The sequence below is a fragment of the Cellvibrio chitinivorans genome (assembly GCF_035117775.1).
Taxonomy (GTDB): domain Bacteria; phylum Pseudomonadota; class Gammaproteobacteria; order Pseudomonadales; family Cellvibrionaceae; genus Cellvibrio; species Cellvibrio chitinivorans.
In genome coordinates this window covers 1,551,895-1,573,620 of sequence record NZ_JAYKKN010000001.1, presented here as the reverse complement: position 1 = coordinate 1,573,620, position 21,726 = coordinate 1,551,895, and the positions used below count along the sequence as shown (strand labels likewise).

Genomic DNA, 21,726 nt, shown 5'->3' with positions numbered 1-21,726 from the left:
TTCACTTCTTCTGATAATTTGCTTGTCGCCAATCACCATCCGCAAGTGCCCACACGCATTGCTTGATCTGTCTTGTTAAAAAACCGGTTAGCGCTTCGGCTCAACCGTGGGACGCGCATTATACGCACCATCTTCATTTTCGCAAGCGTTTCTTTTTCAGATTTCGCCTGCCGGTGATTTCACACAAAGCTATTTGCCTTCGCCCTTTTCACCGCTCGCCGTTAAGCGAGGCGCGCATATTACGCTATTTTTTTTGTTTGTAAACCCTTAATTTTCATTAATTTTTTACAAACTGCCGAACACTTACATCAAGCCACTTTCGCAGCCGACCATGCCCGGCGAGGGCGCGCACTATATGAACCCAACCCTCGCCGCGCAAGCTTTATTTTTACATTTCATTCATTTCAATGTCACATCGCTCAAGCAACACCCAAACACATCAAGATTTACGCAACATCAAACAAGTGATATTTCTTTTTGCCAACCCTTACCAAGTAAAAGCGATCAAAAAATGCATTGACACCAGCAAAACAATCACCCGTTCGCATATTGTCATCCATCGACTTAGCCATGCCATTTACCAGCACAGCACTTTTAGCCAGAGCATCTTTAATTTGCTTACCGGATGCCGCCAACCCCGCATCCGCAAGCAACTGAGTCAAAGGGAGACCATCCAGCTCAGCACGAACCAATTTTGATGAAGGCAAACCATCCTGCTGCAACTGCATGAAATCTGATTCACTCAAGCCAGACAATTCATCACTGAACAACGCCTGAGTGATCCTCTGCGCTGCCAGCAAGCCTGCATCACCATGAACCAACCTAGTAACCTCTTCTGCAAGAATGCGTTGAGCCTCAGGCTTGCCCTGGCGCACAGCATCTCCTGCTTCAACTTCAGCAATTTGCACAACAGATAAAAAAGTGAAGTAACGCAAGAATTTATACACATCCGCATCGGCAGTATTCAGCCAAAACTGATAAAAAGCATAAGGCGACGTCTTAGTCGCATCCAACCAGACAGTGCCAGTTTCAGTTTTACCAAACTTAGTGCCGTCTGATTTAGTAACCAACGGCATTGTCAGACCGTAGACATGCGCACCATGCATGCGGCGGGCCAGATCAATACCACCAGTGATATTCCCCCACTGATCGCTACCACCGATTTGCAAGGTGCACGCATTACGCCCATAAAGCTCAGAAAAATCATAGGATTGCAGCAGCATATAAGTGAACTCAGTAAAAGAGATACCCTCTCCCTCACGCTCAATACGCTGCTTTACCGACTCCTTATTGATCATATTGTTGACTGAGAAGTGCTTACCAACATCACGCAAAAAACTGAGCACATCAATTTTGCCAACCCAATCCAGATTATTAACCACCTCGGCAGACTGGGCGCCGCAATCGAAATCAATAAATTGACTCACTTGCTTCTTTAATTTATTCACCCAATTGGCAACCACATCAGCCGTATTGAGCTTGCGCTCTTGCGCCTTGAAACTTGGATCTCCAATCAAGCCAGTAGCACCGCCAACCAGCGCAATAGGCTTGTGGCCCGCCAATTGAAAGCGCTTCAACATTAAAAGAGGGACAAGGCTACCGATATGTAAGCTGTCGGCTGTTGGATCAAAACCACAATAAAGGGTGCGACTACCAGAATTGAGGTGCTCTGCGAGGGCGTCTCCGCCGGTCATTTGGGCGATAAGCCCGCGCTCCTGCAACTCTTGCAGGAAATTAGTGTCAATAGCTGTCATACGCACCAACCAAGCTAAAAAAAGTGTTTCGATTAGGAACAAAAAGGCGGCAAAGATACCTCATCTTGCTCCAATTACAAGACAAAACCAGAAGCTTGTTGCAGCAAGATGAAATTTTGGGGTGTTAATGGCGTATTTTTCTGCTATAAATGCCTCTTCTTGGTTCACTTATCTATAAAGAATTGCGACTTTAATTATCAATGCCTCCAATAAAGACTTACTACACGATCATCCGATCGAACCTGTTTCAGTACGTACCACGCGGACACCTAGCAGTCGCGGCAGTGCTATCTGCAGGTTTGGTAGTCATGTTAGGCAGCCCCCCCTCTGAAGATTCCGCAAACGTAAGTGCCCCCAGCCAAAACATCCCCGGATTGGAAATAATAGGCATAGAAACCCAAGCCACTCCAATCGCAGTACCCGCAGTTGAAACAATTATCCACACAGTTGCTGCCATTCCTGAGCCCGCCTCCATTAAAGAGCCTGAACCAGCGGCACCACAATGGAAAGAATTCACTGTTCAAAACGGTGACAACCTTTCGATTCTGTTTAAGCGCGCGGGATTAAATGATCGCAACATTTATGAATTGTTTAGCGATGCCAAAGACGCTAAAGATTTGCGCAACATTCGCGCAGGCCAAAAAATGGCATTCTTGGTAGAAAACGGCCAACTTCAAGGCCTTACCTATACCATCGACAAACTCAGTAGCCTAACATTTACTCGCGGAGCAAAAGGCTTTAGCGGTAAAGAAATTGTATTAAAGCCGGATATTAAGCACGCATTCCGCCAAGCATCTATTGATAGCTCCCTTTATATGGCTGGCAAGCGCGCAGGCATGCCGAGCAACCTCACTATGGAGCTGGCGAATATTTTTGGCTGGGATATCGACTTTGCCCTCGATATCAAAAAAGGCGATAGCTTCAAGGTCATGTACGAAGAGCAATTCCTTGAAGGCAAACGAATTGGCACAGGCAAGATTGTAGCGGCCGAATTCACAAATGGCGGGAAAACGTTTAAAGCGGTTCGCTATACATCAAAAGATGGCTCTAGCAACTACTACACGCCCGATGGACGAGGAATGCACAAAGCATTTTTGCGTACACCAATTGAATTTGCACGCATCAGCTCTCATTTTAATTTGGCACGCAAGCATCCCGTTCTTCACATTATTCGCGCCCATAAAGGCACAGATTACGCAGCAGCACGCGGCACACCTATCCGCGCTACCGGTAACGGTAAAATTGCTTTCGCAGGACGTAAAGGTGGTTACGGCAATTGCATCGTGATTCAACACGGTCAGGGCATTGAAACTCTTTATGGCCACATGAATGCTTTTGCCAAAGGCATGAAAACCGGATCCCGTGTCAGCCAAGGCGATGTAATTGGTTATGTAGGTTCGACCGGTTTGGCTTCTGGCCCGCATTTGCATTATGAATTCCACTTAAACGGCCAGGTACGCAACCCTGTAACCGTTCCGCTCCCAAAATCCATTGGTATAGAAAAGACCGAGCTGGCACGCTTTAATGAAACCACTCGTCCACTTATCGCCAAATTGGATCAATACAAGTCTTCAAGCCGCTTGGCAGTCGCCAAAAACGGCAGCAACAGCAACTAGTTTGTCTTATGCCTCAGCGACAGCTCTACATAGGGTTGATGTCGGGCACCAGCGCTGATGCTATAGATGCTGCACTTGTTGATCTGCAAGGCACTCCGCAGTTAATTGCTCAGCACACACTGCAATTATCTACCGATATACGACACAAAATTCATGGCATCTCCCTGCCCGGCGATAATGAAATTGATCGCATGGGATCACTGGATATTGAGCTAGGCACCCTGTTTGCTCAAGCCAGCTCGGTATTACTTGCCAAAAGTGGTCTGGGTGCTGATCAAATAGTGGCAATTGGCAGCCACGGGCAAACGATTCGCCATCGCCCGCCCGGTTCAGCCGAGGGCACATTCACGCTACAAATTGGCGATCCCAATCTAATCGCCGAGCTAACAGGCATCACCACAGTTGCTGACTTTCGCCGCCGCGATATGGCAGCTGGCGGCCAAGGCGCCCCCTTGGTTCCAGCATTTCACCGCGCCATTTTTCACAGCTCACACGCAGATCGCGCCATCGTAAATATTGGCGGCATGGCCAATATCACTTGGTTACCAGCGCAAGGCAATGTGCTGGGCTTTGATACCGGCCCAGGCAATGTATTGATGGATATATGGATAGCTGAACATCTAGGCAAATCCTATGATCAGGATGGTGCTTGGGCTGCCAGTGGCACTGTAAACCCCTTACTCCTGGATGCTTTTTTGGCAACCCCCTACTTCAGCCTGCCCGCTCCTAAAAGCACAGGGAGGGAAAGCTTTAATCGCGCATGGTTGGATGAGAAGCTAGGTGCTGTATCGCCCAATATCGCGCCAAATGATACCCAAGCAACCCTGCTGGAACTTACGGCAGCAACTATCGCCGAGAGCATTAACAGCCTGAGCCAAAAGCCTAAAGAGATATTTATCTGCGGCGGAGGGGCTTATAACAGCGCACTTATGGAGCGACTAAAAGCGCTTTTGCCGCAAGATAAGCTTGCCAGCACATCAGCACTGGGAGTGGACCCACAATGGGTAGAGGCGATGGCTTTTGCTTGGCTGGCACAGCAGACCATTAACCATAAGCCGGGGAACCTACGTGAGGTGACGGGCGCCAAGCGGGAAGCGATTTTAGGCGGCATTTACCACGCATGATAAATACCGCAGCAAAACACAAGAAAGGAATTAAATACTAAAGGAAGAACCACAGCCGCAGGTGCTGGAAGCATTTGGGTTTTGGATTACAAATTTTGAGCCCTGCAAACCTTCTTCATAATTGACGATAGCCCCGACCAGATAGGGGTAGCTCATCGCGTCAACCACGACTTTCACACCCTCGCGCTCAACAACCGAGTCATCCTCGGCAACTGCTTCATCGAAAGTAAACCCATACTGAAAACCGGAACAACCGCCGCCCGTCACATAAACGCGCAGTTTAAGATCAGGATTATCCTCTTCCTCAATCAGGCTCCGCACCTTGGCTACAGCGCTATCAGTGACGGTGACTACTTGGGGAATAAAAATTTCAGCGGTGGACATACGGACTCCGGATAACAAAAGGCCCGAGCGGGCGGCAAATATTATCCCTTTACCCTAGTAAAACAGTCAACTATTAAGCCTTGGCGACAGCAATGTCCAGCACATTGGCCGACTCTTGCTGGCTATTGATCATACTGCCACTGACCTGAGCACCTTTGACCATCTCGATAGAATGATAATGCAGGGTGCCGGTGACGTTGCCCTTGGCCGCCAGCTCCAGATGCTTACTTGAATGGATATTCCCCTGCACCTTGCCATTCACGATAACAATTGGCGCGCGAATTTCCCCCTCTACGACACCTGTATCAGCAACAACCACTTTGGCATCCTTTTCATCCTCAGCAATGATATTGCCTGTCACCTTGCCTTCCAATTGCAATTCACCAGTAAAGTAAAGGTCGCCGACCACCTTGGTCGCGCGTGAGATAAGGGTATGGTTATTGGAAAACGGCATCAGGGGATTCCTTAACAATTGCTATTTATTTAATGTCGGGCCACTCAAGCTCTGCTTTGACGGTCACAGGGTTACGCTTTGCATTGGACTTAGCTGCCAACTCCACTCGCTCAGGCGTAAAACCCTCTGGCAGCACAATTTCTGCATCGATATTTTGAAAGAACTTGAAGTTAAGCGGGATATTTTCGGGCATAGGTTCGGCTGCTGCCGGCGTCACCACCAGCTCACGCAGAGATATTTTGGTTTCGGTGCCATCTTTTTGGCCGACAACCAATATCTGTAATTGCCCCGAGAAATCATCGCCACCTTCAGCCAGTTTTTGCACAACCAAGCGGAATTGTTGTTTTTTTTCAGCCAAAGGCGTTACCGAGAAAACACCGAAGCTGATCCCCATTGGGTTGGCGCTTTTGTTGGAACTCAGAATTCGATAAACCTCTACATCGCGCTGCAGAGCGGCTTTTTCATCGCGCAACTCCAGCACTCGCTTGCGCAAGTCTTCGCCCGCTTGGTGATCGACCTGTGCGCTCATCTGATACTTGGCCAGCTCGCGTTTTAGAGTACCGGTCTCTTGATTCAACCTTTCCAGCTGCGCACGTAACTCTTGCGCGTCTTGTGGCGACAAACGCTCACTGCTGGCCTGATGCTGGGCATAAAAGTAGGTTGCTGCGATAAGCGCGCCAACAAGGATAAGCCCTAATAAAGAGAGCAGAGCATTTTTCAGGGGGCGATGGGGAACCACCTTCATACGATAAACGGGGGTGCCTTTAACTTTGGTCTTCGCTGGGTTCATAGCTACCATTTTTATTATTCAAGGGAGGCATCACGCCTTCCCTTGTTGTTTGAAAGGATCTTGTTTAAAGAGAATTAAGGCATTAACGCCACAACATCCAGACCCGCCGTCTCCTCAAAGCCAAACATGATGTTCATGTTCTGGATTGCCTGACCTGAGGCACCTTTGGTGAGGTTATCGATCACCGACAAGACCACCACTGTATCGCGCTGCTGTGGACGCACAATCGAAATGCGGCAGACATTTGAGCCTTTAACACTTCTGGTCTGCGGCAAATCACCCGCAGGCAAAACGTCCACAAACGGTTCGTTGGCATAGCGCTGCTCATAGAGAGACTGCAAATCTGGCACTTTGTTCGCGTCCAGTAGTGTCGCATAAAGCGTCGCGTGAATACCTCGAATGATTGGCAATAAATGCGGAACAAAGGTCAAAGCCGCAGGCGCTACGCCAGCAGGTTGTACGTCACGCAGCCCCTGTTCGATTTCAGGCAAGTGACGATGACCGGCCACACCATAGGCTTTGAAGCTGTCGCTAATCTCCATCAACAAGTTGTCGATTTTGGCCTGACGTCCGGCACCGCTGGCACCACTGGCGGCATTGGCGATAAGACGGGTTGGATCGACCAGATTGTTTTCAATCAATGGCAGATAGCCCAATTGAGTCGCCGTTGGATAACAACCCGGGCAGGCAACCAGCTTGGCGGTGCGGATTTTGTCGCGATTCACTTCCGGCAAACCATAGACCGCTTGTGCGACCAAATCAGGCGCGCCGTGGGTTTGGTTGTACCACTTTTCCCACAGGGGAACATCGCGGATACGGAAGTCAGCTGAGAGGTCGATGATGCGCGCCTTGGTATTCATCAGCGCGCCCATCATGTTTTGCGCAACACCGTGCGGCGTCGCGAAGAAAATCACATCGCACTCGCCCAATACCGCCACATCCGGCTCGGTAAACGCCAGATCGATATGGCCACGCAGACTTGGGTACATATCTGCGACCTTGGTGCCCGCTTCAGCGCGCGAGGTAATCACGGTTACTTCTACTTGTGGATGTTTAGCCAGCAGGCGGAGCAACTCAACGCCTGTATAACCGGTTCCGCCAACGATAGCTGCTTTAATCACCTCAACCTCCACTCGCTTGAGTTCATGCCATTAGACTTAGATTGAACAGGGGCGAGTCTGTTATCCTGCCCACTGCATCCAATCTGGAAAATGAAAAAGACGGCTATCATAAGAGCCTTATCCATAAATCGAAAGTAAAAGCTGCCCATTTTGCAGGAGCAGCCAGCAGGTAGTGCCAGTGGCCGATACACCCGACAATCCCATCCCATCCATCCCGCTGATCGACACTGCCAAGAGCATCGCACCGAGCAAGCAACCACTCGGCGAGCGTCTGGCGCGTTGGCGCGAAACTTTTCGCGATCGTCTCGCTCACGTCGACTCTCTTCCCCAGCTCACTGTGCTTGGCCTACTCACCGGCATTTTGGCTGGACTCGTTATTATTGCGTTTCGCCTGTTGATCGAAGTACCGCTCGGGTTGTGGTTGCCAGAGAACTTTGAAAACTTCGAGGCACTCGATCCAAGCACGCATTTCTATTTGCCATTTTTGGGCGCCTGTGCGATTGGCCTGGTGCTGCAGTTTATCGATAAGCGCCACTATGCCACGGGCGTTGGCCATGTGATTGATCGATTGCAAAATCATCAGGGCAAGATGCCGCTAGGCAACTTCACAGTTCAGTTTTTTGGCGGTGCGGCCAGCTTGCTGACTGGACAATCGGTCGGCCGGGAAGGCCCTGCCGTTCATATGGGCGCCGGCGCCGGCAGCCTTTTGGGGCAATGGATGCGACTGCCGGCCAATAGCCTGCGTCCGCTGGCAGGCTGTGGTGTCGCCGCCGCTATCGCCGCCTGCTTTAACACCCCAATGGCAGGGGTGATTTTTGCGATGGAAGTGGTGGTGATGGAGTACAGCATTGCCGGCTTTATTCCGGTAATACTCGCTGCAGTTGCAGGTACTACGCTGTCGCACATGGTATTTGGCAATGTGATTAACTTTGCCCCCATCACCAGCGAAATAAATGGTTTTCTCGAATTCCCGCTGATTGTGCTGGCAGGATTTTTTATCGCCCTGCTTGCCGCTATTTATATCCGCTTGCAAGCTTTTTGGTGCCGATTATCGCTCAACCGCCCTGTTGCACTACGCTTTGCTTTTGCTGGATTGATTACTGGCTGCGCCGCCTTCTACTTCCCCGATATTCTCGGCATAGGGTACGACACTATCGAACGCACTCTGAGCGGCGAACAGGGGTTCTGGCTGCTGTTAGGTATAGTCGCGGCCAAATTGATAGTGACCAGCGCCGTGTTGGGTGTGGGAATGCCGGGCGGTGTTATCGGCCCACTCCTATTTCTTGGTGCCTGCGCTGGTGGAGCAATCGGCGCACTTGCACACACATTAATGCCCGCCGCTGCCAGCCCCATAGGTTTTTACGTAGTGCTGGGCATGGGCGCAATGATGGGCGCTACGCTCAATGCCCCCTTGGCATCCATGATTGCCATCATCGAACTCACCTACAATCCGGGCATTATCTTTCCGAGCATGATTGTGGTTGTCATCGCCTGCCTAACTACACGCTGGGCGTTCCGCTGCGATGGCCTGTTTGAAACCCTGCTGAAAATTCAGGGCAAATTCCGCACGCCGGAAATCGCCGAACAGCTACTGAGCAAAACCGGCACCCGACAATTACTGGATCGCAGAATCAAAGCCTGCCCAGCTCAGGTTTCGTTTGCCGACGCCAGCGCCCTGCTTGCTCATCATCCACATTGGCTAGTATTAGAAGGAAATAAATACATTCTTCCCGGACAGGATCTGGCAGCGTTTTTAGCCCAGCAGGGTGATGGCAAAAAGCCCGAGTTAATTAATCTCATGGAAATACCCGCGCGGCGACTGGATATAATCCCGCTCGCCGACGACTCTACGCTTTTTGAAGCGCTGCAATCTCTGGATGCCGCGCAGGTAGAAGCTGGATTTATTTCGACTTCGCAAGCGCAAGTAGCTGGGATTATCACGCGCGAAAAAATTAATAACTACTATCGGCTGAAATAACGCGGTTTAAATAACATCTACACAACCGATTTGAATGGCACCAGATTTATATTGTTGAGGATTTATTTGTGAATATGCTGAATTGGATTTTGCTTGCACTCAGCGGCATTATTATTTTGAGTTATCTGTTCGATGCGTTTGCGCATCACTCGCGCATCCCTTCAGTAGTGCTGTTGATTGTGAGCGGGATTTTGTCGCGCATTTTGCTCGATTATTTTGGTTTCAGCATTCCATTACTCGATGTACTCCTGCCGATTGTCGGCACTCTGGGTTTGATTTTAATTGTGCTCGAAGGTGCGCTGGATTTAAAAATCTCGCGCGACAATATGGGGCTTATCGCACGCGCAACTATTTGTTCGCTGCTCGGCTTGCTCATCACCGGTGGCTTAATCGCCAGTCTGCTGCATTACTGGTTTGACGCCAGCTGGCATCTCTCCTGGCTCTACGCGGTTCCTATGGCCGTTATCTCCAGCGCCGTTGCGATTCCAGCCGCAGCGTCACTCTCGCCCAAACTGCGCGAATTTGTCATTTATGAAAGTTCAATCTCCGATATCGCCGGCGTTTTATTGTTTTACGCGCTGTTAGAAGGCCAAGGAAATTTTGGTTTGCGCGCACTCACCTCTGTAGGCGATGTAGGCATGAGTTTGGCCGTTGGATTTATCTCGGCGATTGTTTTGTATTGGCTTATTAGCCGCATTGAAGCGCATGTGCGTTTTGTTCCTATGATCGCGGGCATCGCGCTTTTATATGCCGGAGCAAAACTTTTACACTTGGCGCCATTGGTGATTGTGATGGTGGTAGGTTTAATTCTGAATAATTTTGTGTTGGTTAAACCTCTGCCACTGATCAGACGTATTCGCAGCTATAACTTTGGCGAGGAGCTGGACACCTTTAAGCATCTCGTCGCCGAAGCGACATTTGTAATTCGTACTTTCTTTTTTGTTCTACTCGGTTACTCCACGCTGATTTCCGATTTAATGAGTGCGCATGTCTGGTTTATCGCCAGCGCGGTAGTGGCTTGTTATGTTATTCCACGCATTGGCCTGCTGCTCTTTTTCTCTATCGATAAACGTATTGAGCCTCTGCTCTGGTTTGCACCTAAAGGGCTAATTACAATTCTGTTGCTGTTTAGCATTCCTGATACTGAAATCATCGCAAACTTCCCCAACGGCGCGGTTATGCTGCTGGTGCTGATGTCTGCCCTGCTGCTGACCTTTGGCAACTTGCGCTATGGCAAAGAAAACAAGGCGAAGAAAGCAGAAGCTGAAGCAGAGACGCAGCCAATGCCCTACAGTGGCGTCATGACTATTGCCGAAGCCAACTCAACCGCCACACCACAAGCCCATACTTTATCTGATAAAAAATTGGATAAAGATACTAAATCACCAAATTAAGGCTGCATCATGCTCTGGATCAAAGCATTTCACATTATTTCTGTTGTCAGCTGGATGGCCGCACTGTTTTATTTGCCGCGCCTGTTTGTTTATCACAGCATGAGTGAAGATGAGATCAGCCGCGAGCGGTTTAAAATCATGGAGCGAAAATTACTGCGCGGCATCGCCAACCCAGCAATGATGGCCACATTTGTTTTTGGAATCTGGATGGTCTGGCTCGGGTGGGATTATTACTCAACACAAATCTGGTTTTGGTGCAAAATCACATTAGTGATATTGCTCACTGGCTACCACCACGCATGCATCGCCTACTGGAAACAACTGCGCGATGATCGCTGCACCAAGAGCCATAAATTTTTCCGTGTATTTAATGAGTTGCCGGTATTTTTATTAATCGGTATCGTCATTCTGGTTGTGGTAAAACCTTTTTAATATGAAATCAAATCTCTACGCCATTACCGACTCGCAATTATTGCCCGGTGACAAACTTTTTTACGCCGTTGCCGATGCGTTAAAAGGTGGCTGCAAGCTGGTGCAGTATCGCGATAAATCCAGCGATCACGCGCGCCGTGTATTTGAAGCCAAAAGCTTGCTCAATTTATGCAATCAACATCAAGGGCAATTATTAATTAACGATGATGTCGAGCTGGCGCAAGAAGTGAGTGCGCACGGTGTGCATCTCGGGCAAGGCGACACCAGTCCTGTTGCCGCACGTTTGATTCTCGGCAGCAGCGCAATCATCGGCGTTACCTGTCACGACTCACTTGAGCTCGCGCAACAAGCTATTAAAGACAGCGCTAATTACATCGCCTTTGGTCGCTTTTTTCCCTCCAATACCAAGCCCGATGCACGCCCCGCACCCATTTCACTTATCAGCGAAGCTCGCGCGCGTTTTGGTCAAATACCTATCACGGTGATTGGTGGTATTACGTTGGAAAACGGTAAACAGCTACTCGATGCCGGTGCCGACCTACTCGCGGTTTGTCACAGTTTATTTTCAGCAGAAGATATCACTGCACAAGCTAAAAAATTTATTGAATTGTAGGTTGGTGGTGAGCTTGCGAACCCCAACATAGCTATCGGGCATCGAATGTTGGGGTTCGTTCCTCACCACCAACCTACGGAAAAATTACATTTTATTTATCAGGATTAATCATGAGCCGCTCTGAAGAATTATTTTTGCAAGCCCAAAAAAGCATTCCCGGCGGAGTTAACTCCCCCGTTCGCGCATTTAAAGCCGTAGGCGGTACACCAGTGTTTTTTGAAAAAGCATTAGGCGCTTATGTATGGGATGCCGACGGCAAACAGTACATCGATTACGTACAAAGCTGGGGGCCGATGGTGCTTGGTCACGCACATCCAGACGTTATCAACAGCGTTATTGAAACGGCAAAATTTGGTTTGAGTTTTGGCGCGCCGACGGAGCGCGAAACTACACTCGCAGAAAAACTCTGCGCATTAATTCCCAACATGGATATGGTGCGTTTTGTCAGCTCTGGCACCGAAGCCACAATGAGCGCAATTCGCCTTGCGCGCGCATTTACCAAGCGCGACAAAATTATTAAATTCGAAGGCTGTTATCACGGCCACTCGGATTCATTGCTAATTAAAGCTGGCTCAGGCGCACTCACCCTCGGTGTACCCAGCTCACCGGGTGTACCCGCAGTACTGGCTGATCACACCATCACACTGGATTACAACAACGCCGAACAAGTGCGTGAATGTTTTGCAAAACTTGGCGACCAAATCGCCTGCATCATTGTTGAGCCAGTGGTAGGCAATATGAATTGTGTACCGCCAGTAGCAGGATTTTTAGAGTGTTTGCGCGAAGTGTGCGATCAATACGGCAGCGTATTAATTTTTGATGAAGTTATGACCGGCTTTCGCGTTGGCCACAAAGGTGCGCAAGGTCACTATGGTGTGAACGCTGATATCATCACCCTCGGAAAAGTTATCGGTGGAGGTATGCCAGTCGGTGCGTTCGGCGGCCGTCGTGACATCATGCAAATGATCGCTCCATCTGGCCCGGTTTACCAAGCAGGCACACTGTCAGGGAATCCAGTGGCTATGGCGGCAGGATTAAAAACCTTGGAGTTGTTGGAGCAAGACGGCTTTTACGACAATCTCTGCGCGCGCACTACACAATTGGTAGAAGGTTTGCAGAAATTAGCAGACGAAGCGGGCATCCCGTTTACCACCAACCACGCCGGCAGCATGTTTGGTTTCTTTTTTACTAGCGAGAAAAAAGTCACCAACTTCAAACAAGTTATGGCCTGTGATATTCCCCGTTTCAATAAATTTTTCCACGGCATGTTGGAGCGCGGTGTTTATTTAGCGCCCGCATCTTACGAAGCTGGTTTTATGTCGGGCGCACACACAGAAGACGATATCAACACCACGCTCAAGATCGCTGCGGAAGTATTTGCAAGTTTGTAACAAGACTCAGTACGTGACAAAACATGAATACATTAAAAAGCCGGAGCGGCGATGAGCAGCTCCGGCTTTTTAATGTCAAATCATAAACATCTAACCCGTATAAGCTGGCCCATATCCAAAACTCCAAATGAGCACCGTAATCGCCATAATCGATACAAACATCACCAGACCAATTGTGAGAATTGAACTGGAATAGATAAAGCCTTCATCCTCAGGGATTTTCATAAAAATCGGAATGCCCATATAAAGCAAATACACGGTGTAAAAAATTGCCGCTATACCAACCAGCATTGTCAAAATAACGTTGGGATAAAGCGCGCACAAACCCGCCACAAATAACGGCGTCGCGGTATAAGCCGCAAAAACGATACAACGTGCAAGCCCGGGCGTTGAATCATAGGTTCGTGCCATCCAATTAATAAACATGCCGATCACCGCCACACCAGCAAGCATTGCCAGATACATAAGCACACTCATCACCAGCGCACTCGACTCGGTGAGCATCACAGGTGAACCCTTACCAATCACCCACCCCACTCGGGTAGTGCCGATATACATTGATACAGGTGGAATTAAGGCGAGCAATAAAACATGCGCAAAATACAAATGGGAGACGCTTTCCTGTGTATCGCGAATTTCTTCCCACTCTTTATGAGGATGAGTAAATAGACCGGCAACATGAGAAATCATGGTTTTTCTCCAACACTATTATTAGGTTATTCGATATGGCCATTAACCGACAGAACAACTAAATACTGGGGAAACAACATAAATACCCTGTGTACTGAGTATATAACTCATACTAGGGCTCTTCTTGAAGGTGATTAGACTAAATTGACTCCAAAAAAATAACGCCAATAACTGCAGAATCTATTGGAACACACAATGAAAATCAGAGAATCACCAATCCATCAATGCCTTCATATCAAACAAAATATCATCAAGATTGTAGGGCGATGAAAAGCTGCCAATATATTCACCACTCGGATTTACAATAAAAACACGTGTGGAATGGTTTACTTGATAATGATCCCCAGCAGTAGTTGGCATATCGACACCCGCCGGAATACTTAAAAGTTTTCCATCCACAATGACTGATCGATCATAAGCCGCACCAAAAAATTGTGCGAAGCTGGCCAACTCAACATTGGTAGCGCGCAGCCCAATAATTTGGGGATGGAAAAAGCTTACATAATTTGCCAATTTTTCCTGATTGTCCCGTTCAGGATCAACACTCACAAATACAACCTGCAAATCATCTCCCGCGCCCATCAAACTTAATAACTTGCCGAGTTTCTGTAACTCCATCGGACAATAGTCCGGACAAGAGGTAAAACCAAAAAAAACCAAATTCCACTGCCCATGAAAAATCGTTTCAGATACTTTTTCGCCATCATGCTTTTCAAAAGAAAATTTCGGCATCATTTTGGTTGATGGCAATAGTTGCGCAACACTGACCGAAGGAGGGCTAGAAAACTGCTGCGCACCAAACACTATGCCTAATCCCATACTGGCGATAATGGCAAGAGCAAATAAAACTTTATGGGTATTATTCAGGCTCATATTTTTTAACACCAATTAAAACATCCTGCTTTTTTCCAGAGCCCAAGGTAAAGGTAATTTTCACTTGACTATCAAGCTGCAGCTCCTGAATGGATTTAATTAACATCAAATGTAAACCACCCGGTTTTAACATCACCTTGGACTTTGCCGGGATCAGTAATTCATCAAGATGTTCCATCATCATTTTATCGCCCTCCTTACGCATTTGATGCAACATCACCAGCGCGCAACAATCAGCGCTTACATCAACAATATTTTGGGCTTGCACGAGCGGATTATAAATTTCCATATACGCGGCATTAGCCGTCGCGGCAGGTGGCGCGAGTGCAATCCAAGAGTTCTCTATTTGCAGTTGCGCAAAGGATGCCTGGGCAATCAGCGCTGCGAGTGTAATTGGCAGGGATTTAGAAAAGTAATTCACTAAGTGTCCAGTGCGCATAGTGATCTACCAATAACACTAAAAATAAAACCATTAAGTGCACTATGGAAAAACGAAAGGTTTCCATCGCCGAATCCGGCTCTGGCTTGAATTTTAATTTCCATGCACAGACGATAAATTTTTCATTCAAATAAATACTGGCGAACAAGTAAATAACGCCTGTCATGCCTATCAGATAAGGCAACAGGCAAACTACAAACAATAAGCAGGTGTAGAACAATATAGTTGTTTTAGTAAATTCAATTCCATGAGTAACTGGCAACATGGGAATATTGGCTTTGGCATAATCTTTACAACGATGAATAGCCAATGCCCAAAAATGCGGAGGCGTCCAGGTAAAAATAATCATCATCAACAATAGCGCTTCGCCACTTAAATGACCCGTTATTGCAGTCCAACCTAATACCGGAGGCAAGGCTCCCGCCACCCCGCCTATCACAATATTCTGCGGCGTCGCGCGCTTTAACAACAAGGTATAAACCACTGCATAACCAAACAAACCAAATAAGGTTAAGAGCGCAGTTAACTCATTAACCGCTACTAATAAAAGTATAAAACCGCTAACAGCCAATAAACATGCAAAGACTACTGCCTCTAGTGTTGTTAGCTTTCCTTTTGGTAAAGGGCGCATATAAGTTCGCGCCATTTGTGCATCAATTTTTTGATCAAGTACATGATTAAACGCGGCGGCAGCAGATGAAACCAGTCCTATACCTAAGCTTGCCGATAGCATTAGTAATAAATCTGGCGGCGACGGAGTGGCCAGCATCATTCCCACCCAAGCAGTAAGCACCAAGAGCGCAACTACTTTAGGCTTTGTTAATTGATAATAAGCACGGCAATAAGCGACAACATCGGTATGCGCGAACACAGGTGACAGGAAACTCTTTACTATGGCCATAGAAATCTATCTCCACACTTATTAAAAATTAAATTCCGTATTTATCAGTAATCTTCCGCGATGAAACTATTTTTTCAAAAGCATGACCTGAATTAATCGACGCAACAGATAATTGTCGAAAAAGTATTTGTCGTAAAAAAACGATAGACAACATCAACAAGTTTGCAGCCACCAAATTGTGCGCCACGGCATTCAAAAGAGGAAGTTGCGCAACAACGTTGATCAACCCCAACAATATTTGTAGCAAGAGTATGCAGCCAATAACCATTGCCATCTTACGCATGGTTTTGGTTTTTGCCCGGCGCCAACACAAAAATGCGAAGCTACCGAGAATAAGGAATGTAACCAGTGCGCCGATGCGATGTAACACGTGAATACTCATTCGCGCCTCATAGGGCAGAACGCCATATTCATAAGTATCTTCTCCGAGAGGGAGATAAAATGCCGATGATAAAGAGAACTTACCCTCCCAACCTTCCTCGCAAATCGGCAACTCAGTACAAACTGCTGCTGCATAGTTACTGGAAGTCCATCCTCCCAAAGAAATTTGTATTACCAAGATTAATGCAGCCAAATACCCCATAGGTAAAAGTGCACGAAGCGCAGGCTCAGAATAGGCATTGGCAACTTTTGAACTTTCATCCATATTTATTTTTTTTGCTTTCCAATAAATTTCTGCACGCAACAAAGCAAGCAGCGTAAATAGAAAAAACCCACCTAATAAATGCCCCAACACAATCAGAGGCAATAAATTCAACGTAACCGTCCACATCCCTAAGGCTGCCTGAAAAATAACAAGCAGCAAAATACTCACGCTAAGCAACCGATACTGTTTAATCCACCTGCTCATTATTGCAATTGCCAATACACAGACCCCCAACAGTCCGGCAATATAGCGATGCAGCATTTCGTTATGGGCCTTATGAGGTTCTATATTTGCACCAGGATATCTTTCTTGCGCGGCTTCGATATGGTTTTCATGAAATGGGGCGTGAATTTTTCCATAACAACCCGGCCAGTCAGGACACCCCAGTCCAGCATCGGTGAGCCGCGTATAGGCTCCAAGGGCAATGACCATGAGTGTTAACACCAGAGTGAAATTGACCAGTGCAGTAAAACGATTCATGCTCCACTCCTGTCGTAATTAATTAGGCGCAATAAGTCTGTACGAATATCTTTGGCCAGAGCATTCATATGTTCAGCATCCGTTGCGACCGGATAACGCAACAACACCAAACCGCGCTGATTAACAATCACTATTTGATTTTTTAATTCCGCTGCTACCGAAGGCTCTGGAATCCATTCAACCGCAGGGAATTGATTTAACTGAATAGGCTTTTGTTGCGCCATAATTGACGGTTTTATTTTTAATTGTTTTCGCCCCATACCCGCATAAAGTTGCTGCAGGGTAAACAGCGCTTGTTCGCATTCTTGTTTACAATCATCAGGCTGCACATAAACCAAATGCCAATGCACCTGCTCATTCAATAAATTTTCAGATTCGGAACTGGCAGTGGGCAATAACTGAATATCGTGCTGCATCCACTCGCCTTTATTGGTGCTGCCTTGGGAAAACCATCCCATTGATAAACATAACTGAGCTGCAACTAAAGGAACTGCGGCACAAGCAATAAAAAGAATAAAAAACTTACGCGCAGTCATTGTTTCATTCCTTCTGAATATTTATGCGAGCTTGCAATTACTCCAACCACAACCAAAGCAATTGCCAATAAAAACCATTGTACGGCGTATGCCTTGTGTCGCTCTGGAGGCAGAACTACAGGGCGATAATGAATCTGAAATGGAGAGTCGGCTTCCTGATACAAAACACCTTCAACGGGAGACTGTGTTAAAAACTCTTCCAACTGTGCCGTATCTACCTGCTGGATTCGCATCGGCCATGCACCTTTATTTTCGATATTATCTCCCAACAAAACTCCTTTAGTTTGGGTGCGAAAAATTCCCTGTATCCGTAGCAGCTCAGGAATAGTTATTAGCGGCAATGAGCTTCTGTCATTAGGCGCCGCAACCCACCCCAAATTAACAAGTAACGGAGTGGAGTTATTCGCTGATTCAACATCAGTTACCGCAATTACTACGTCGTAACCAATACGGCCACTCACTACACGGTTATCGATAAGCCATACTATTGGGGAGATCCAGCGCGTATTAAAATCCATTTTTAATCCATCGCGCTCAACAGGCTGCTTCGACAATAAGCCTGCTATGTTTGTCACCACTTGTTGCTGTGATTCCGCAATACGATTGAGTGTTTTGGTTTTTTCTTCTGCGCGTTGCCACTGCCAATAGGACAAACCTAATAACAACATCAATGCAAACAAATTCACCAATAACCATGGCCAACGAATTACCCAATAGCGATTGAACGCTATAATGGTCATACACTCACTCCTAAAAAGGTGCTGTCATGTTGGTCAAAATTATTTTGGTATTGTTACTGGCAATCGTTGTTTTCAGTTTATTCCAAGCCCTATTTGTCATGATGAAAAATGACGAATCCAGTCCTAAAATGTCAAAATACTTGGGCAGACGACTAATCTTTTCAGTGACAGTAATTGCACTGCTCATCATTCTTTTACTTACCGGTGTAATCACACCTCATCAACGCCCATATTAATTTTAAAAAATATCGTCGATTTACCGCATGCACACTTAGAGCACATAGACAAAAACAAATAAGTTAAGCCAGACAACATCAACAAAATGCCAATACCAAGCCGCAGCCTGAAACCCGAAATGACGCTCAGGGGTAAAGTGGCCTTTGATCAGAATACGCAGGAAAATAACGCCAAGAAAAATTGCACCTAGCGTGACATGAAGACCATGAAAGCCAGTCAATAAAAAGAAAGTATTGCCGTAGACGCCTGAATCCAAACGCAAACCTAGCTCGTGGTAAGAGTGCGCATATTCATAGCCTTGTAAAAATAAAAAGCAGATACCGAGAATAATTGTCAGCAACAGGAAAAATCCCAGCTGGGTATATTTACGCTGCTCAATTCCGATGTGTGCAAACTGAAGGGTGACGGATGACACCAATAAGATGATTGTGTTGTATAACGGAATTCCCTCCCAAGGCATCGCCTGAGTCGCTGTTCCACCGGGAGTTGTTGTTAATGGCCAGATGGCTTCAAAATTGGGCCAGAGTATTTCCCCCGTCATCACATTATTACTGGCGCCATCCAGCCAAGGAACGGAAATCATTCGCGCATAAAACAGCGCTCCAAAAAATGCCATAAAAAACATAATTTCAGAAAAAATAAACCAACTCATTCCCTGCCGAAACGATCTATCCATTTGCTGGCTATAAAGGCCACCCATAGATTCATCGATCACATTGCCAAACCAACCGAACAGCATATAAATCAGCAACGCAAATCCAGCAATCAGTAAAAAAACACCCATGCCGTGTTGATCTTTCGCAAGTGCATTGACCCAGAGCGCGGCACCATAACCCAACAAAAACAATGCTATCGCACCGACAATTGGCCAACTACTTTGCGCTGGCACATAGTATTTTTGATTAACCGCGCCCATGGTATTTCCTCCATTAACACTGATTAAACTCGACTGAAACTGCTATCGACCCGCTGTTTGCAGTACGCTTCTGTATAACCGGTAGGACAAGGTGATAGTTGAAAACTGCTCTGGCAAATCAGGGTCTATATAAAACTGAACCGGCATTGCTTTGTGCTGATGCGCATCCAGTGGCTGCTCTACAAAACAAAAGCATTCAATTTTTTTAAAATAGCGCGCTGCTTCGCCGGGCGACACCGATGGCACAGCCCTGCCAATCATCGCCTCACCGGCCAAATTTTCTACCAAAAAATTCACCACCATTACCTGCCCGGGATGAACATTGACACTGGCAATTTCTGGCGCAAAATTCCAAGGAATAGCCGGATCACGGTTTGCTAAAAACTCCACAGAAATATTACGGCTAGCATCGATTCGGCGCGCCGCTGGCGCAGCCTTGTTTTCTGTTTTTCCATTAATACCTGTATAGCGGCAAAACACATCATACAAAGGCACTAACGCAAAACCGAACGCAAACATGCCAATGCAGATCAGTACTAATTTTCGAATTAATAATTTGTGCGAGCCCATTCGTTACCCCGTCACACTTATTAATAAAATTAATTCAACTTAGTTCACTTTAGGCGGCTCTTGAAATGTGTGGTAAGGCGCAGGGGATGGAATTTCCCATTCCAAACCTTTTGCTCCCTCCCATACTTCACTGGTTGCTTTAACGCCTTTTCCACGGATGCAACGCACTACACCCCACACAAATAACAGTTGTGACAAACCAAACAAGGCGCCACCTATGCTAATAAAGGCGTTCATATCGGCAAACTGTAAAGCGTAATCCGGTATGCGCCGCGGCATGCCGGCAAGCCCGACAAAATGCATGGGGAAAAACAACATATTGACTGATATTAGAGAACACCAAAAATGGCATTGCCCCAAGCGCTCGCTATACATCACGCCGGTCCATTTTGGAATCCAGAAATACACTCCAGAAATAATTCCAAAGAGCGCACCAGTTACCAACACATAATGAAAATGTGCAACAACAAAATAAGTATCCTGATACTGAAAATCGGCAGGAATAATTGCGAGCATTAATCCTGACAATCCGCCAATAGTGAACAGCACAATAAATGCAACTGCAAACATCATCGGAACTTCAAACGTCATAGAGCCGCGCCACATAGTGGCAACCCAGTTAAAAACTTTTACACCTGTAGGAACTGCAATCAGCATGGTGGTGTACATAAAAAATAATTCAGCGGCGACAGGCATCCCCGTGGTAAACATATGGTGCGCCCACACAATAAAAGAAAGGAAAGCAATGCTTGCAGTGGCAACCACCATCGATTCATAACCAAACAGTGGCTTGCGTGCAAAAGTGGGAATAATGCTGGAGATAATGCCGAATGCTGGCAAAATCATGATGTACACTTCGGGGTGCCCAAAGAACCAAAAAATATGCTGGAACATTACCGGGTCACCACCACCTGCCGCATCAAAAAAACTGGTGCCAAAATATTTATCCGTTAACACCATAGTCACCACACCAGCGAGCACCGGCATAACAGCAATTAATAGAAATGCCGTAATCAACCAAGTCCATACAAACAATGGCATTTTCATCCAAGTCATACCCGGCGCACGCAAATTAAAAATAGTGACGATTACATTCATCGCGCCCATGATCGATGAAATACCCATAATGTGTACGGCAAAAACAAAAAATGCGGTGCTGTCATTGGAGTAGGTTGTTGACAGGGGCGCATAGAACGTCCAACCCGCAGCGGGGCCGCCACCTTCCATAAATAAGGTGGATAACAAAATAATAAAGGCCACAGGCAGCAGCCAAAAACTCCAGTTATTCATGCGCGGCAGTGCCATATCTGGAGCACCGATCATTAACGGGATCATCCAGTTAGCCAGCCCTACAAAGGCAGGCATAATCGCGCCGAACACCATCACCAATCCATGCACGGTTGTCATCTGATTAAAAAAATGCGGATCGATAAATTGCAATCCAGGCTGAAATAATTCCGCGCGAATGACCATCGCCAAACTACCGCCAATAAACAGCATCAGCAAAGCAAATAATAAATAGAGTGAGCCAATATCTTTGTGATTGGTGGTAAGCAACCAGCGACTGAGCCCTTTGGGTTTGTGGTCATGGTGATCATCTTGATGCACATCACTCACATCCAGAATATTTGAATTTTCTGTGCTCAT

23 protein-coding genes are annotated in these 21,726 nt (G+C 46.9%); 8 read left to right on the top strand and 15 right to left on the bottom strand.

Annotation, left to right across the window (positions count from 1 at the left end):
- Positions 1–446: 446 nt before the first annotated feature.
- Positions 447–1,754, bottom strand: a complete 1,308-nt coding sequence (tyrS, locus tag SPL68_RS06625) for a tyrosine--tRNA ligase (protein ID WP_323814291.1) — start codon at positions 1,752–1,754, stop codon at positions 447–449.
- A gap of 308 nt (positions 1,755–2,062) precedes the next feature.
- Between tyrS and SPL68_RS06620 the strand changes: the two genes are divergently transcribed.
- Together SPL68_RS06620 and SPL68_RS06615 are read left to right on the top strand one after the other, a co-directional pair.
- Positions 2,063–3,370 carry a peptidoglycan DD-metalloendopeptidase family protein gene (locus SPL68_RS06620; RefSeq protein ID WP_323814290.1) on the top strand — a complete coding sequence of 436 codons (1,308 nt, stop codon included), beginning with the start codon at positions 2,063–2,065 and terminating at the stop codon, positions 3,368–3,370.
- A gap of 8 nt (positions 3,371–3,378) precedes the next feature.
- Positions 3,379–4,494, top strand: coding sequence for an anhydro-N-acetylmuramic acid kinase (locus SPL68_RS06615; RefSeq protein ID WP_323814289.1), 1,116 nt, complete (start codon positions 3,379–3,381; stop codon positions 4,492–4,494).
- A gap of 30 nt (positions 4,495–4,524) precedes the next feature.
- Here the strand turns inward: SPL68_RS06615 and erpA are convergent, their stop codons facing one another.
- From erpA to argC, 4 genes are all read right to left on the bottom strand, one after another.
- Positions 4,525–4,878, bottom strand: a complete 354-nt coding sequence (gene erpA / locus SPL68_RS06610) for an iron-sulfur cluster insertion protein ErpA (protein ID WP_323814288.1) — start codon at positions 4,876–4,878, stop codon at positions 4,525–4,527.
- Positions 4,879–4,951: 73 nt separating this feature from the next.
- The gene (locus SPL68_RS06605; protein ID WP_323814287.1) at positions 4,952–5,332 is read right to left on the bottom strand and encodes a bactofilin family protein; all 381 of its coding nucleotides are present in this window, start codon (positions 5,330–5,332) and stop codon (positions 4,952–4,954) included.
- A 25-nt stretch (positions 5,333–5,357) separates the two neighbouring features.
- Positions 5,358–6,122: a DUF6776 family protein gene (locus SPL68_RS06600; RefSeq protein ID WP_323814286.1), complete on the bottom strand. Its 765-nt coding sequence runs from the start codon at positions 6,120–6,122 to the stop codon at positions 5,358–5,360.
- A 74-nt stretch (positions 6,123–6,196) separates the two neighbouring features.
- A complete protein-coding gene (gene argC / locus SPL68_RS06595; protein WP_323814285.1) occupies positions 6,197–7,243 on the bottom strand; it encodes an N-acetyl-gamma-glutamyl-phosphate reductase in 1,047 nt (348 codons plus the stop codon).
- Between the two features lie 178 nt (positions 7,244–7,421).
- On the opposite strand from argC, the gene SPL68_RS06590 reads away from it, so the two are divergent.
- The 5 genes from SPL68_RS06590 to hemL all read left to right on the top strand — a co-directional run bounded on the left by SPL68_RS06590 (position 7,422) and on the right by hemL (position 13,051).
- Complete coding sequence (locus SPL68_RS06590; RefSeq protein ID WP_323814284.1) at positions 7,422–9,221, top strand: chloride channel protein; 1,800 nt, start codon at positions 7,422–7,424, stop codon at positions 9,219–9,221.
- Between the two features lie 68 nt (positions 9,222–9,289).
- Positions 9,290–10,615: a cation:proton antiporter gene (locus SPL68_RS06585; RefSeq protein ID WP_323814283.1), complete on the top strand. Its 1,326-nt coding sequence runs from the start codon at positions 9,290–9,292 to the stop codon at positions 10,613–10,615.
- Positions 10,616–10,624: 9 nt separating this feature from the next.
- A complete protein-coding gene (hemJ, locus tag SPL68_RS06580; RefSeq protein ID WP_323814282.1) occupies positions 10,625–11,047 on the top strand; it encodes a protoporphyrinogen oxidase HemJ in 423 nt (140 codons plus the stop codon).
- 1 nt (position 11,048) lies between these two features.
- Positions 11,049–11,660, top strand: coding sequence for a thiamine phosphate synthase (thiE, locus tag SPL68_RS06575; RefSeq protein WP_323814281.1), 612 nt, complete (start codon positions 11,049–11,051; stop codon positions 11,658–11,660).
- A gap of 110 nt (positions 11,661–11,770) precedes the next feature.
- Positions 11,771–13,051 (top strand): glutamate-1-semialdehyde 2,1-aminomutase, encoded by a 1,281-nt coding sequence (gene hemL / locus SPL68_RS06570; RefSeq protein WP_323814280.1) that lies wholly within the window; start codon positions 11,771–11,773, stop codon positions 13,049–13,051.
- Positions 13,052–13,141: 90 nt separating this feature from the next.
- On the opposite strand, the gene SPL68_RS06565 is transcribed toward hemL, so the two are convergent.
- The 7 genes from SPL68_RS06565 to SPL68_RS06535 form a co-directional block, all read right to left on the bottom strand.
- Positions 13,142–13,741: a Yip1 family protein gene (locus SPL68_RS06565; protein WP_323814279.1), complete on the bottom strand. Its 600-nt coding sequence runs from the start codon at positions 13,739–13,741 to the stop codon at positions 13,142–13,144.
- A 210-nt stretch (positions 13,742–13,951) separates the two neighbouring features.
- Positions 13,952–14,614: an SCO family protein gene (locus tag SPL68_RS06560; protein ID WP_323814278.1), complete on the bottom strand. Its 663-nt coding sequence runs from the start codon at positions 14,612–14,614 to the stop codon at positions 13,952–13,954.
- Positions 14,601–15,035, bottom strand: a complete 435-nt coding sequence (locus SPL68_RS06555; RefSeq protein ID WP_323814277.1) for a copper chaperone PCu(A)C — start codon at positions 15,033–15,035, stop codon at positions 14,601–14,603. The genes SPL68_RS06560 and SPL68_RS06555 overlap by 14 nt, the downstream gene beginning before the upstream one ends.
- On the bottom strand, positions 15,019–15,954 hold the full coding sequence (gene cyoE, locus SPL68_RS06550; protein ID WP_323814276.1) for a heme o synthase: 936 nt from the start codon (positions 15,952–15,954) through the stop codon (positions 15,019–15,021). Before cyoE ends, SPL68_RS06555 begins: the two co-directional genes overlap by 17 nt.
- Before the next feature lie 28 nt (positions 15,955–15,982).
- Positions 15,983–17,080 carry a COX15/CtaA family protein gene (locus SPL68_RS06545; protein ID WP_323814275.1) on the bottom strand — a complete coding sequence of 366 codons (1,098 nt, stop codon included), beginning with the start codon at positions 17,078–17,080 and terminating at the stop codon, positions 15,983–15,985.
- On the bottom strand, positions 17,077–17,616 hold the full coding sequence (locus SPL68_RS06540; RefSeq protein WP_323814274.1) for a hypothetical protein: 540 nt from the start codon (positions 17,614–17,616) through the stop codon (positions 17,077–17,079). Before SPL68_RS06540 ends, SPL68_RS06545 begins: the two co-directional genes overlap by 4 nt.
- Positions 17,613–18,356, bottom strand: a complete 744-nt coding sequence (locus SPL68_RS06535; RefSeq protein WP_323814273.1) for an SURF1 family protein — start codon at positions 18,354–18,356, stop codon at positions 17,613–17,615. Before SPL68_RS06535 ends, SPL68_RS06540 begins: the two co-directional genes overlap by 4 nt.
- 26 nt (positions 18,357–18,382) lie before the next feature.
- Between SPL68_RS06535 and SPL68_RS06530 the strand changes: the two genes are divergently transcribed.
- Positions 18,383–18,592 (top strand): DUF2909 domain-containing protein, encoded by a 210-nt coding sequence (locus tag SPL68_RS06530; protein WP_323814272.1) that lies wholly within the window; start codon positions 18,383–18,385, stop codon positions 18,590–18,592.
- A 35-nt stretch (positions 18,593–18,627) separates the two neighbouring features.
- On the opposite strand, the gene SPL68_RS06525 is transcribed toward SPL68_RS06530, so the two are convergent.
- From SPL68_RS06525 to ctaD, 3 genes are read right to left on the bottom strand one after another with little or no spacing between them, the layout of a single operon-like run.
- Positions 18,628–19,509 (bottom strand): cytochrome c oxidase subunit 3, encoded by an 882-nt coding sequence (locus SPL68_RS06525; protein ID WP_323814271.1) that lies wholly within the window; start codon positions 19,507–19,509, stop codon positions 18,628–18,630.
- A 42-nt stretch (positions 19,510–19,551) separates the two neighbouring features.
- Positions 19,552–20,079 (bottom strand): cytochrome c oxidase assembly protein, encoded by a 528-nt coding sequence (locus SPL68_RS06520; protein ID WP_323814270.1) that lies wholly within the window; start codon positions 20,077–20,079, stop codon positions 19,552–19,554.
- A gap of 39 nt (positions 20,080–20,118) precedes the next feature.
- The gene (ctaD, locus tag SPL68_RS06515; RefSeq protein ID WP_323814269.1) at positions 20,119–21,726 is read right to left on the bottom strand and encodes a cytochrome c oxidase subunit I; all 1,608 of its coding nucleotides are present in this window, start codon (positions 21,724–21,726) and stop codon (positions 20,119–20,121) included.